The organism is Ruegeria sp. CDSA236 (assembly GCF_059611285.1).
In genome coordinates this window covers 87,374-98,882 of the sequence record NZ_JBXWPG010000010.1, presented here as the reverse complement: position 1 = coordinate 98,882, position 11,509 = coordinate 87,374, and the positions used below count along the sequence as shown (strand labels likewise).

The 11,509-nt window shown below is 56.6% G+C and carries 16 protein-coding genes; 9 read left to right on the top strand and 7 right to left on the bottom strand.

Translation table 11 applies throughout. The features are described 5' to 3' along the window. The first annotated feature begins 16 nt into the window (after positions 1–16). The 6 genes from rpsP to trmD are packed head-to-tail and all read left to right on the top strand — an operon-like array spanning position 17 to position 3,325. Positions 17–406 (top strand): 30S ribosomal protein S16, encoded by a 390-nt coding sequence (gene rpsP / locus AC2FLB_RS15715; protein ID WP_142639148.1) that lies wholly within the window; start codon positions 17–19, stop codon positions 404–406. A 12-nt stretch (positions 407–418) separates the two neighbouring features. Continuing rightward, a complete protein-coding gene (bluB, locus tag AC2FLB_RS15710; RefSeq protein WP_496703706.1) occupies positions 419–1,054 on the top strand; it encodes a 5,6-dimethylbenzimidazole synthase in 636 nt (211 codons plus the stop codon). A gap of 4 nt (positions 1,055–1,058) precedes the next feature. Further along, entirely contained in the window at positions 1,059–1,208 is a 150-nt protein-coding gene (locus AC2FLB_RS15705) for a hypothetical protein (RefSeq protein ID WP_496692173.1), read from the top strand. Continuing rightward, positions 1,201–1,704 (top strand): ribosome maturation factor RimM, encoded by a 504-nt coding sequence (gene rimM / locus AC2FLB_RS15700; RefSeq protein WP_271951457.1) that lies wholly within the window; start codon positions 1,201–1,203, stop codon positions 1,702–1,704. Before AC2FLB_RS15705 ends, rimM begins: the two co-directional genes overlap by 8 nt. Further along, entirely contained in the window at positions 1,704–2,519 is an 816-nt protein-coding gene (locus tag AC2FLB_RS15695; protein ID WP_496709611.1) for a hypothetical protein, read from the top strand. Before rimM ends, AC2FLB_RS15695 begins: the two co-directional genes overlap by 1 nt. Next, complete coding sequence (gene trmD, locus AC2FLB_RS15690; protein ID WP_496703704.1) at positions 2,516–3,325, top strand: tRNA (guanosine(37)-N1)-methyltransferase TrmD; 810 nt, start codon at positions 2,516–2,518, stop codon at positions 3,323–3,325. The genes AC2FLB_RS15695 and trmD overlap by 4 nt, the downstream gene beginning before the upstream one ends. 133 nt (positions 3,326–3,458) lie before the next feature. Here trmD and AC2FLB_RS15685 read toward each other — a convergent pair whose 3' ends face one another. Further along, positions 3,459–4,262: a glycoside hydrolase family 25 protein gene (locus AC2FLB_RS15685; protein ID WP_496709610.1), complete on the bottom strand. Its 804-nt coding sequence runs from the start codon at positions 4,260–4,262 to the stop codon at positions 3,459–3,461. A 381-nt stretch (positions 4,263–4,643) separates the two neighbouring features. Between AC2FLB_RS15685 and rplS the strand changes: the two genes are divergently transcribed. Both rplS and rpmE read left to right on the top strand, forming a co-directional pair. Continuing rightward, positions 4,644–5,027: a 50S ribosomal protein L19 gene (gene rplS / locus AC2FLB_RS15680; RefSeq protein ID WP_142639138.1), complete on the top strand. Its 384-nt coding sequence runs from the start codon at positions 4,644–4,646 to the stop codon at positions 5,025–5,027. An 11-nt stretch (positions 5,028–5,038) separates the two neighbouring features. Continuing rightward, positions 5,039–5,260 carry a 50S ribosomal protein L31 gene (gene rpmE, locus AC2FLB_RS15675; RefSeq protein WP_142639136.1) on the top strand — a complete coding sequence of 74 codons (222 nt, stop codon included), beginning with the start codon at positions 5,039–5,041 and terminating at the stop codon, positions 5,258–5,260. A 106-nt stretch (positions 5,261–5,366) separates the two neighbouring features. Here the strand turns inward: rpmE and AC2FLB_RS15670 are convergent, their stop codons facing one another. Together AC2FLB_RS15670 and AC2FLB_RS15665 are read right to left on the bottom strand one after the other, a co-directional pair. Further along, positions 5,367–6,953 carry an MFS transporter gene (locus AC2FLB_RS15670; protein WP_496709609.1) on the bottom strand — a complete coding sequence of 529 codons (1,587 nt, stop codon included), beginning with the start codon at positions 6,951–6,953 and terminating at the stop codon, positions 5,367–5,369. Positions 6,954–7,032: 79 nt separating this feature from the next. After that, positions 7,033–7,920 (bottom strand): AEC family transporter, encoded by an 888-nt coding sequence (locus AC2FLB_RS15665; protein WP_496692168.1) that lies wholly within the window; start codon positions 7,918–7,920, stop codon positions 7,033–7,035. Positions 7,921–8,131: 211 nt separating this feature from the next. Here AC2FLB_RS15665 and AC2FLB_RS15660 point away from each other — a divergent pair, with 211 nt between their 5' ends. After that, a complete protein-coding gene (locus AC2FLB_RS15660) occupies positions 8,132–8,941 on the top strand; it encodes a division plane positioning ATPase MipZ (protein WP_142639130.1) in 810 nt (269 codons plus the stop codon). A 195-nt stretch (positions 8,942–9,136) separates the two neighbouring features. Here the strand turns inward: AC2FLB_RS15660 and AC2FLB_RS15655 are convergent, their stop codons facing one another. The 4 genes from AC2FLB_RS15655 to AC2FLB_RS15640 form a co-directional block, all read right to left on the bottom strand. After that, positions 9,137–9,643, bottom strand: a complete 507-nt coding sequence (locus tag AC2FLB_RS15655) for a putative glycolipid-binding domain-containing protein (RefSeq protein ID WP_496709608.1) — start codon at positions 9,641–9,643, stop codon at positions 9,137–9,139. A 93-nt stretch (positions 9,644–9,736) separates the two neighbouring features. Beyond that, positions 9,737–10,360: a class I SAM-dependent methyltransferase gene (locus AC2FLB_RS15650; protein WP_496709607.1), complete on the bottom strand. Its 624-nt coding sequence runs from the start codon at positions 10,358–10,360 to the stop codon at positions 9,737–9,739. 37 nt (positions 10,361–10,397) lie between these two features. After that, positions 10,398–10,616, bottom strand: coding sequence for a helix-turn-helix transcriptional regulator (locus tag AC2FLB_RS15645; RefSeq protein ID WP_142639124.1), 219 nt, complete (start codon positions 10,614–10,616; stop codon positions 10,398–10,400). 3 nt (positions 10,617–10,619) lie between these two features. Continuing rightward, positions 10,620–11,069, bottom strand: a complete 450-nt coding sequence (locus tag AC2FLB_RS15640; protein ID WP_496692165.1) for a hypothetical protein — start codon at positions 11,067–11,069, stop codon at positions 10,620–10,622. Positions 11,070–11,509: the final 440 nt, after the last annotated feature.

Genomic DNA, 11,509 nt, shown 5'->3' with positions numbered 1-11,509 from the left:
TAAAGGAGATACCACCATGGCAATGAAAATTCGTCTCGCCCGCGGCGGCTCGAAAAAGCGTCCCTTCTACCGCATCGTGGCTGCCGACAGCCGCATGCCGCGCGACGGCCGTTTCATCGAAAAGCTGGGCACCTACAACCCGCTGCTGCCGAAAGACAACGAAGAGCGCGTTAAAATGGACATGGAGCGCATCCAGTACTGGCTGGACCAGGGCGCCCAGCCCACCGACCGGATCGCCCGCATGCTGGAAGCAGCCGGCGCCAAGGAAAAAGCTGAGCGTAGCAACCCCAACAAGGGTACCCCGGGCAAGAAAGCTCAGGAGCGCGCGGAAGAAAAAGCTGCAAAGGCCGCTGAAGCTGCCGAAGCTGCTGCTGCGCCTGCTGAAGAAGCAGCAGCAGAAGAGTAAGCAGGGCGGCGCGTGCGGGATCAGACCTTTACCGACGATTTTCGCGCGCAGTTCGATCTGTTGTTGCGGCTCCGGCGCGACGTGCGCCGGTTTCGCGACGAAGCTGTGAACGAGGCAGTGCTGACGCGCTGCCTCGACGCGTTTCGACTGGCGCCTTCTGTGGGGCTCAGCGAGCCTTGGCGTGTGGTCCGAGTCGAAAGTACCGCCGCGCGCGAGGCTGCGCTTAAGAACTTTCAGGCGGCGAATGCCCAGGCCCTAAAGGGATACTCGGGCGACAATGCGCGGCTCTACAGTCAGCTGAAATTGACGGGAATGCAGGAAGCACCGGTGCAGCTGGCCGTGTTCTGCGACGATTCCACCGACAAGGGGCGCGGTTTGGGTGCAGGTTCGATGCCCGAGATGCGGCGCTATTCCGTGGTCTCGGCTGTCACGCTGTTCTGGCTTGCGTTGCGGGCCGAAGGGATGGGCTTAGGATGGGTGTCTATTCTGGATCCCGAACAAATGGCGCGTGATCTGAATGTGTCGGATAGCTGGCGGTTGATCGGTTACTTCTGTGTCGGATGGCCCGAAGAGCACTCGGAAACCCCCGAGTTGCAGCAATCTGGCTGGGAATTCCGCGACGACAACCTGCTTGTGGAGGTACGATAGACGTATGTTCGGACTATTACGGCTTCCTATCCTGATGATGATCGCCTTTATTGTGGGCGTGTTTTTCGAACGCTCGAACCAGCGCGAAGCGTGTGAGGCACGCGGGTTATGGCAAGACGGGCTATGTGTGACGGTGGATGGACCAAATGAATGACCTGATCTGCGTAGGAAGTGTTGCGGGCTCATACGGGGTGCGCGGCGAAGTGCGCCTGAAAAGCTATTGCGCGATCCCTGAGGATATCGAAGCCTATTCGCCGCTGACGGATGAACAGGGCGCGGAACGCTATCCGCTGGTCCTGACTCGTCCGATCAAGAATGGCTTTGCCGCCAGATTGGGCGGAGTTGAAACCAAGGAACAGGCAGATGACCTGAAGGGGCTGCGCCTGTTTGCGCGGCGCGATCAGTTGCCTTCGCTACCTGATGACGAGTTCTACCACACAGATCTAATCGGGCTTGCGGTCTATGACACAGGGGGCGCGTTGCTGGGTCAGGTTAAATCTGTCCAGAACCACGGTGCGGCGGACCTGTTGGAATTGCACGGGCCGGGCCTGAATTCCACTGTTTTGCTACCGTTCACACTCGAGTCGGTTCCTACAGTTGATCTGGAACAGGGCCGCATCGTCGCCGACCCGCCCGAAGGGCTGATCTGATGCGTCGGGTCCTGCTGCATCTGGGCCTGCACAAAACTGGCACAACAGCAGCGCAATCCTTCCTCTATGAAAATCGCGAGCTGATTTGGCCGCATTTTGCGCTGGTCCTACCGTATCGCACCCGCAATTCCGGCCTGTCCCGCGCGGCCACCAACCATTCCGTCTATGGAACGGTGGGAACCCTCTCAGGGTTTGGCAGTCAGCTGCGCGAATTTCTGGACAGCCTGGATTTCGGCGACAAGCGGGGACTGATCCTGAGCGAAGAAAACTTCGCCGGCCTCAGGCCCAGCCGCAATATCGACCAAGGCTATGCTGCGGCCCCTGATCTGGCTGCCTGTCTGGTGGATTCAATTCGCCAGCGATTTTCAGGGCAAGAGGTTGAGATCACGATATACCTGTCTCTGCGCCAGCGCGGAGGCTGGTTGCGCAGCCTGTGGGCACATGATCTGGAACGGATGCGACAGGTTTTTGACTTTGAAACCTTTCGCGACAACCTGGACCACCTGCCCCCGCTGCAAGACACCGTCAGCCGCATCAAGGAAAAGCTGCCTTCCGTCTCTGTTATGACTGAATGGCTGGAAGATTTGCAACTGCGACGGCTTGGACCTGGCGACCCCTTTGCCGAATTTATGGACCTGCCGCGTGACAAGGCCAACCTTCTGGTGCCTCCGACACAAGTCAATACCCGGCTCCCCGAAGACGTCCTGTCCGAGTTGCTGGACCTGAACCGTTCGCGCCTGGACGAGGCGGCTCTGGTGGCGCAAAAGACTGCCGTGATTGAACGCGCGCAGACAGACCTGATTGGTACATCATGACTGATACGTCCCCGAAATCTCATGGTCGCAAGGCGATCCGTCCTACGTTGAAACCGCGCGAGCTGCTTACGCCCACGCCCGATTTGCATGGGGTGTGGAAGGCCAAGATCATCACCTTGTTTCCGTCGGCCTTTCCCGGAGTTCTTGGCGAAAGCCTGACTGGAAAAGCCCTGCAAGAAGGGTTGTGGCAGCTGGAAACCGTTGACCTGCGTCAGTTCGGTGTCGGCAAGCATCGCAATGTGGACGACACCCCGGCCGGTGGCGGAGCGGGGATGGTGTTGCGCTCAGATGTATTGGGCGAAGCAATCGAGCACACGATGACCGAGGCGCAAGGAAACTGGCCTCTGATCTACCTTAGCCCGCGCGGTCGCCGCATGGACCAGTGCATGATGCAGAACCTCGCGCGCTGTGATGGCATGACCCTGCTATGTGGGCGGTTTGAAGGTGTTGATGAACGGGTGCTGGAGCATTACGGCGTCCAAGAGGTCTCGCTGGGGGATTTCGTGATGACCGGAGGCGAGATTGCCGCGCAAGCGCTGATCGACGCCACGGTGCGTCTGATCCCCGGCGTCCTGGGCAATCAGGCCTCGGCCGAAGAAGAGAGTTTTTCGTCGGGCCTGCTGGAGCACCCCCAGTACACCCGCCCGGCCGAATGGAAAGGCCGCCCAATCCCCGAGATTTTGATGTCAGGCCATCATGGTCGCATCGCCGAATGGCGTCACGATATGTCCGAACAGATCACCCGCGAACGGCGACCCGATCTGTGGGAGGCCTATCTGGGTGAACAGGAAGAGACGTCTGACTGACATCCCCCGTGTGACATGAGCCCCGCAGCTGAGCGGTCCCGGTTGCAGAATTATTCGGGGGGGAAAAGCGCGAATGCAGGCTTGATCACTTCGTCGTGGGCGACACCATCGAAACCTATGGGGTGCCCAAAGTCTAAGGGCTACCAGATTTCCAGCGCGCCCAGATTTCCGGTGGCCCGTTGAAGACATTGATATCAACCCTCCCCTGAACACCGGGCACCAGCCCGGTGCCGGTGTATTGCCAGAGCCGCCACACCGCTTTGGGATACACATTTCGCGGATGACCGGCGACCGAACGCAACCAGAACTCGGTCTTGGGCAGCCGCCCGATATTCGTATCACCATAGAAATCCACCGTCGTATAGACGATCGGACGGCGCCCATAGTGGCGTTCGAGGATATCCAGGAACCGTTGAGCCTCGGCCCGAACCGTCGCACCATCGGGGCGCAGGGTGCAGGTCTTAGAATGCGGGGTCCACTCCATGTCCAGCACATGTGGCAGATCCGATCCCTTTGGTACGTTTTGGATGAACCAGCTGGCCTGTTCCCGCGCCGACCGGCAGAAATAGTAGTAATGATATGCCCCCCACGGCACACCCGCTGCCCGCGCACCTTGCCGATGGCTGGCAAACATGGGGTCGGCCACATCGCCCCCTTCGGTCGCTTTGATAAAGACGAAACTAACGCCGGACTGCTTGGCGGTGCGCCAGTCTATCGCTCCTTGCCAGCGCGATACGTCCAGCCCGTGCACCGGGTAATGCCCCGGATGTCGCCCTTCCCATTCGTGGGGGTCTGCATCTGCAAAGGCTGGGAAGATCACAGAGGGCGGCGTAGCATCTGGAAACGACTGGGCCTCGACCAGTTGCGGCGGCGGGCTGCTGCGACCGCAGGACAGGGTCGCAAAGGCCATGACGGCGAGCATCAATGCGGTGCGCATGATCTAATCCTGTATCAAATGACTGCTCTTATAATTACGTCCAGTTTGCCTGATCAGCCCCGCAAGGCAATGGTTCTGTTTGCGTGCGGCGGAAACCCACCGTTTTCCCCGCCTTGCATGGCGATTTAGGCTTGATCCCTGCCCCCGATGCCCGTAAATGACCGCAATCCGGTGCCGCAACTTCGCGACTCCGGTGTTTTGGTTTGCATCATGTCGTGACGCCCGGCTTTCTTCAGCCACGGCGCGGCGGGCAGGCCAGAGACCAAGTGAACATTCGATCTGACCTCTGGCGGGCTGTACGCAGGACCCGGTGAAGACCAAGAGCTCTCAGGCCGTGCCCAAACTTCGTGGACCAACCACGAGCAGATAGGAGAACCTGCGATGGACCTGATCGCACAGCTTGAGGCGGAACAGATTGCCGCCCTGGGGAAAGACATCCCCGATTTCAAAGCCGGTGACACCATTCGTGTCGGCTTTAAAGTGACCGAAGGGTCGCGCACCCGTGTTCAGAACTACGAAGGCGTCTGCATCGCCCGTAAAGGTGGCAACACCATCGCCGGTGCGTTCACCGTGCGTAAGATTTCCTTTGGTGAAGGCGTGGAACGTGTGTTCCCGCTGTATTCAACCAATATCGACAGCATCACCGTTGTCCGCCGTGGCCGCGTTCGTCGCGCCAAACTGTACTATCTGCGCACTCGTCGCGGTAAATCCGCACGTATCGCAGAGGTCACCAACTACAAGCCCAAAGCTGGCGCCGAAGCGTAAGGAACGGAAAGATGAAAAAAGACATCCATCCCGATTATCACGTCATCGACGTCAAAATGACCGATGGCACCATAGTTCAGATGAAATCCACCTGGGGCTCCGAAGGCGATCAGCTGGCTCTGGAAATCGACCCCTCCGTGCACCCCGCATGGACCGGTGGCGGCGCGCGTCTGATGGACGCCGGTGGCCGTGTGTCGAAGTTCAAAAAGAAATACGAAGGTCTGGGCTTCTAAGCCTGACCCGTTTCGAATGCGAAAGGCCGCCCCTCTGGGCGGCCTTTTTCGTTTTACCCGAAACCTCTGACACCGCCCTGGCAAGAAACGCGTCAGGATCAATCCCTCAGGGTTTCGTCACGCGTGTCAGATCCGCCGCGCTGTGCACCGGGGGCACAGGGCCGCGCAGCAACATCAACCCCAGCGTCACGCCGATCAGCGCCGCAATCGCCGTCACCATCATGGCGCTGTCAAATGCGTTGTCCTGCAGGTCGCGCAAGGCCTTTGCCAGAGCACTTCCCGATGTTGGATCCATGCCTGCAATCAACTGCTGGATCTGACTGGGCGTTCCGTGGGTCAGCGCATGGGCCAGATCTTCGCGCGGGGTCGAGCCAGCCGGAAGCGCGTCAATCACTTCGGTCAGACCCCGGCGCGAAGTGATGGCCTCGGCCAGCCCGCAGACCACAGCCCCCAGCGTGGCCCCGAAGTATAGACAGGCATTGATCACACCTGACCCCTGCCCTACATGCTCGTCCGGCAAAAGCCGCAACCCAAGACGCGGCAGCAGCGAAAAACAGATGCCAAGGCCAATGCCGACGATCATCAATTTCCACCATATCTGCGCATATTGAGTGGGCACTGTGATCGTGGTCAGCAACAAAAACCCAACCGCCATAGCACTCAGCCCAATCACTACGGGCCACTGAAAGCTGTAGGGCGCCAGAAACCGGGGCGCGATGACCGAGACCGCAAACATGCTCAGGCTCAACGGCATAATCGCAAGCCCAGCCCCGATAGACGTGTATCCGAATGTATCAGGCGATTGGACGAATGTGTTGAAGTAGACGAAAAAGCCAAACAGCATAAAGCCGGTAAGGAACATCCCCGCTGCCGCCATGAAATAGCGCGGATGAAGGAAATAGCGCAGCTCGACCAACGGATCTTTACTGCGGCGCGAAGCCAGCACAAGGCCGACCATGGCCAGCATGGCCACACCCAACGGCACCAGCGTCAACGGTGCCCACCATCCACCACTTTCCCCATTGCTCAGCGCAAATGATAGCGGCCCCAGAAACAGCACAAGAGCCACAGCGCCGAGATAATCGAACCGGGCACCGGCCAGTCGCGTGTTCGGTACATAGTTCCGTTTTCTCACGGTCAAGCCAATGATAAACGCGGTGGTCAGCAGGATCAGATCGGTGGCGAATACGGCTCTCCAACTGATGTAATGGGCGAATGCGCCGCCAAGGATAGGGCCGATCCCGATCGACAGTCCGACGATGGCGCCCCATGCTCCGGTAACGCTGGCGCGTTTTTCCTCCGGGGTCGCTGCAGTCAACAAGGGCAACGACGTGCCAAACAGCGCTGCGGCCCCTGCCCCCTGCGCCCCACGGCCAAACAGCATCATCGCCCCGTCCTGCGCGAACAAGGCCGAGGCAGAGCCTATGGCAAAAACGATCATGCCAACAAGAAACACGCCCAGCTTGCCCGTGATATCACCCAGCCGACTGATAATCGTCACCAGCGTGGCACTGACCACGGTATAAATGGCCATGACCCATTGCAGGTCCGAAGGCGACAGATCGAACTCATTCTTAAGATCAGGCAGGATGGTCGCAACCGCCGTGGAGTTAAAGCCTACAACAACCATGCAAATCGCCGTCATGACCAATACAACGCGTGCGCCGAAATCAGATGAATTCGTTTGTAACATCAAATACGTCCTAAAATACGGGCGACGACTATGGATCGCCACACCGACAGTTTAGCAGGAATGTGCAAACCGCCTAGCCTTAGATCCAGTAGGACAGCGCCAGCGGCAAAGCGATGATCGTTGTCAGGGTCGAAACCAGTATGAACCCGGCAACATCGGGGCCGTATTCCGGCACATGCTGGTCTATGAACAAATAGGTCGCCACCGATGACGGCATCAAACAGCACAGGATCACCGCGCCGCGCTCAGCGCCTGTAAAGCCGAAGGCCCAGACCAACCCGCTGGCGATTGCAACTGCCATCACCAGGTGCAAAGCGGTCAGCATCACCGCACGCCCAAGGCGGTTGACCCGAAGGCTGGCCAATGTGTGGCCCAAAGTCAGCAGCATCAGCGGGATGGAAAGCCCACCCAGGATATCGAATGACTTCGCAACAGGCTGAGGCAGGCTATAGCCGCTGGCCATCAGCACCAGCGATAGGACCACCGCATATATGATCGGCGAGGTGGCGAGCTTTCTGGGCGAAAACTCTTTGGCTGGTATCCACATCCCTACAGTGAAGATGCTGACAAGAACGACCACTACAAATGCCATCGTATAGGCCATCCCCGCATCGCCTAACGCAAGCAAGGTGATTGGCAATCCGATATTGCCCACATTCCCATGCATCAGAGGCGTCAGAAAGGCCCGCGCCGGCAGACGCATAACCTTCAGCGCCGCAAATCCCAGAACACCAAACCCGGCAATCGCCAAAACCGCAGCGGCCATCACGTCCAGAAACGTTCCAACAGCGATCTTTGTGGCCGACAGATGCGAGATGATCAGTGTGGGATATCCAACCCGCGAAACGATCGCGCCAATGACCTTGTTGTCAAAGGGCGTTTTAGTCAACGCCAGTGCATACCCAGCCCCGGCACAGATCAGCACCGGCAACACCACATTCAGTACGTTCAGAAACAGATGCTCCAAGCCATGTCTTTCTCACAGTCCTTAAGCCTGGAGATTGAAACATAGTCCTGGCTTTCGCAAGTCAGCGGCCTATGGGCAGGCTGAGATTTCCGCAACACCGCCTTTTTATGCCGCCATACATTGTTTCGGGTTCTTCCCTTCCCGCTTTCCACAACATATAGTGGCCTGCAACAACGTGTACGCAAACACGGTGAGACTTGGGAATACAGGCATGGCACATATTATCGTAGTGGGGAACGAGAAGGGCGGCGCGGGCAAATCGACTGTGTCGATGCATGTGGCCACCGCACTCGCCCGCCTGGGTCACAAGGTCAGCACCCTGGATCTGGACCTGCGGCAACGCAGCTTGGGACGGTATTTCGAGAACCGGAATAGCTTTCTGAAAAGCGCGGACCTGACCCTTCCCAGCCCCCGCCACCATGACCTGCCCGAAATTGACGCAAGCACGCTGAAACCCGGCGAGAACATCTATGACCACCGCCTGTCAGCAGCCGTGTCCGAGCTGGAAAGCGATAGCGATTTCATCCTGATCGACTGCCCCGGCTCTCATACCCGTCTCAGCCAGGTGGCGCATTCGCTGGCTGATACGCTGATCACTCCGCTGAACGACAGTTTTATCGATTTTGACCTGCTAGCACGCATCGATTCAAAGGGTGAGAAAATTCTGGGCCCGTCGGTCTATTCCGAGATGGTCTGGAACGCACGCCAGCTGCGCGCGCAAGCCGGCCTGAAGCCCATCGACTGGGTCGTAGTGCGCAACCGCGTCGGCACCCAACGCATGGTCAACAAGGAAAAGATGCAGCGCGCGATCGAGATGCTGTCGCAGCGGATCGGCTTCCGGGTTGCTTCGGGCTTTTCCGAACGCGTTATTTTCCGAGAGCTGTTCCCGCGCGGGCTGACCCTATTGGACCTCAAGGATATCGGGATCAAACAGCTGAACATTTCGAACATTGCAGCACGTCAGGAATTGCGCGACATGATGAAAGAGCTGAACCTGCCGGGTGTTGAGATCGATTTTTAGAGGCTTTTTACGACGGGTAGACGGACTATACTGCCGCTCACCTGGAAAAACGAAAGTCCGTTTCTGGCAATCGTTTTAGCTTCAGAGCCCTTGTTGGGCCTAAGCTATCACTGCTTTCCAATACTCAGGGTAAACTCGAACGAAACCAAATCCATCGACAGTCAAATTTGCTTCGTATCCACTATTGATCGAAGTTTACCTATAGGTATTCTCGTTCAGCCGCTCATATCGTTGCTTCAGCGGTTTGAATGTCCAGGTTTCATCATCCAACCAAACAGCAGTGAACTCTGCCTGATCTCCAATCCCTAGCTGGAGTCGCTTGATCGCATTCGTGTTCGTGGCCGGTGTAAACCCAAGATCGATGTCGAGCAATTCATCAACAGCATCCACAACTTTGTCATTCGAGGTCCATGTACCATCGTCTTGCTTCACTAAAACAAGATCAACCCTATCTGCCCCAATCCAACGCTGTACGGTGGCGGCGCTACACTCCCATTCGTCATTACAGGTCACGGAATAAGCTATTCTGACAGGAGAATTTTCAACTACGTAGACAGCCATGCCCGAGATTACGCGAGACGTTCCGTTACGGTTAACCGAACAGGCTTCTGTGCCCACGACATCAATCCGTCGCCACATTGTACTTCGCATCATCGCCTCAACCATCGCTATTGCTTTGCTTGCCCCATAGCGGACATTCATGCGTGTTTCAGCATAGGTCAATCAGGGCTCTCTCCAACCGTTCTCGGCGGCGTGCATGAACGGCTGGGTCAGTGTTGTCAGAAGTCGAACGAGCTAACCGCTGTTCCTTGCGATGATGAAAGCAGTCGAACCCGTTTCGGGACGCCACTTTTGTTCAATTTCGAACCCATGAGCTTGCATACGCTCTACAAGGATTTCTTGCGTCAGGACGCGGATCTTGGGCAATAGGCCGATGGTCCCGAGAGCTGGTATGACGAACTTCTCGAGACCTTCCAGGCAGACCGTCGAGCTGAAGAACAGGCCACCTTCCTTCAAGGAACTGCGAACACGATCCAGTGTCGCGTCAAGTTCCAGTACCAAGTGCAGGATCGACATAGCCAGTACGGCATCATAATGTTGACCCTTCGCCGGAATAGGCCAGCACTCGAACGCGCTGACTTCAAAGTTGATGTTCTTGCTGCCCTGCGCGTCGGCTTTTTCCCGGGCGATTGAGATCATTTCGGATGAATAGTCGATGGCGTCGATATGGGCGACTTTTGGGGCGTGAATGAGCGCCGTCGTACCTGTGCCGCAACCAAATTCCAGGACACGATCTTGGGGGGACAGGTGTCTTGCAGTGATGTCCAGTTTGTATTCATACGCGGCTTGGTTTTGGACCGGACGGCGGGCATAGGATCTCGCCATCAGATTCCAGAACCGGGTGGGTTTGATGAACATATCTATTCCTATGGTAGGGTGCAGCAGACGCGATGATTTAGCTGGCGTCTTGGATGTCGAAGACTTTTTCGAGGGGCTTGTCGAATACACGAGAAATCAAGATCGCCAGTTCGAGCGTTGGCGAATACTTGGCGTTTTCAATGGCAACGATGGTTTGTCGGGTGACTCCAACCTTTTCGGCGAGTTCTTTTTGCGTCATTTCATCTGCGTCAAAGCGTAGACGTCTAATGTTGTTGGTGATCCTGAGCTTGCCCATGGATCAATACCCCCGCCGATAGCTAGCAAATTTGACAATATCTGCTGACAGGGATCCGAAAGCCATTCCGAAATAGATGATGTTGAAGCCGGTGAGCGCTGATGCGTTGAGAGCCATGGCGACGACAGCTGAGACAAAACCCGCACCCGCGAAGATAATGATGGCGTAGCTGCCACGGCGCTCGAACATCTTGTCACGTTCATCAACGACGAAGCTGGGTTTGGGTTCGTGAGTAACAATCGCAAACCCAATGTTGAACAGTATGGTGCCGATGATGGTGGCCACGACGCCCAAGGGGATCAGCCAGATCACCATGCGGGCCCAGTTGTTTACAGCGTCTGGGCCATCAAACAATCCAGAGGCATTCATTTCCAGAAGCCGTGAAACAACAAATGCACTAACGGCGAGGTTCACGAAGATCGAGACGACCGTATTGCGATCTTGGTAGGTCATTTCTGAAATCCCTATTGGACAGAACACTTCTAGTGAGTCGATTATTACTTACATCTTGTATGAAATATTATACCCAATGTCAAAAATAATATACTTCAATATCGAAGCGTAGTTGCAGCTTATGCTCGATGATGGGCATCTACCCTTCAACTGGAGTGCTGCGCGTTTGCGACTGGCCCAAAGGTTGCGTCGCCAACTTTTCGAAGACTAGAACCAGCGTTATGCTAGACCCAGTTATCCTGCGATCTCAGCAAACATCCGAAAGCCAGAGGTTGTATTACTAGAGAATTGTTTCTTCCGGATCATGTTGACTACCTCAATGCCATCGAGTGTGGCTGAAGCTGATCTAAATGGCTTGAACCCACACATGTGCCGTACGCGTCATTTAAAGTTTGCGACACAACCCCTTCGCTTCAGCAGCGGCAACTTTGGACGATATC

Excerpts from the sequence above, each read along its gene's own strand:
- rpsP (WP_142639148.1), top strand. The coding sequence starts at position 17 with ATGGCAATGAAAATTCGTCTCGCCCGCGGCGGCTCGAAAAAGCGTCCC.
- AC2FLB_RS15705 (WP_496692173.1), top strand. The coding sequence starts at position 1,059 with ATGTTCGGACTATTACGGCTTCCTATCCTGATGATGATCGCCTTTATT.
- rimM (WP_271951457.1), top strand. The coding sequence starts at position 1,201 with ATGAATGACCTGATCTGCGTAGGAAGTGTTGCGGGCTCATACGGGGTG.
- AC2FLB_RS15695 (WP_496709611.1), top strand. The coding sequence starts at position 1,704 with ATGCGTCGGGTCCTGCTGCATCTGGGCCTGCACAAAACTGGCACAACA.
- trmD (WP_496703704.1), top strand. The coding sequence starts at position 2,516 with ATGACTGATACGTCCCCGAAATCTCATGGTCGCAAGGCGATCCGTCCT.
- AC2FLB_RS15685 (WP_496709610.1), bottom strand. The coding sequence starts at position 4,262 with ATGCGCACCGCATTGATGCTCGCCGTCATGGCCTTTGCGACCCTGTCC.
- rplS (WP_142639138.1), top strand. The coding sequence starts at position 4,644 with ATGGACCTGATCGCACAGCTTGAGGCGGAACAGATTGCCGCCCTGGGG.
- rpmE (WP_142639136.1), top strand. The coding sequence starts at position 5,039 with ATGAAAAAAGACATCCATCCCGATTATCACGTCATCGACGTCAAAATG.
- AC2FLB_RS15670 (WP_496709609.1), bottom strand. The coding sequence starts at position 6,953 with ATGTTACAAACGAATTCATCTGATTTCGGCGCACGCGTTGTATTGGTC.
- AC2FLB_RS15660 (WP_142639130.1), top strand. The coding sequence starts at position 8,132 with ATGGCACATATTATCGTAGTGGGGAACGAGAAGGGCGGCGCGGGCAAA.
- AC2FLB_RS15655 (WP_496709608.1), bottom strand. The coding sequence starts at position 9,643 with ATGAATGTCCGCTATGGGGCAAGCAAAGCAATAGCGATGGTTGAGGCG.
- AC2FLB_RS15650 (WP_496709607.1), bottom strand. The coding sequence starts at position 10,360 with ATGTTCATCAAACCCACCCGGTTCTGGAATCTGATGGCGAGATCCTAT.
- AC2FLB_RS15645 (WP_142639124.1), bottom strand. The coding sequence starts at position 10,616 with ATGGGCAAGCTCAGGATCACCAACAACATTAGACGTCTACGCTTTGAC.
- AC2FLB_RS15640 (WP_496692165.1), bottom strand. The coding sequence starts at position 11,069 with ATGACCTACCAAGATCGCAATACGGTCGTCTCGATCTTCGTGAACCTC.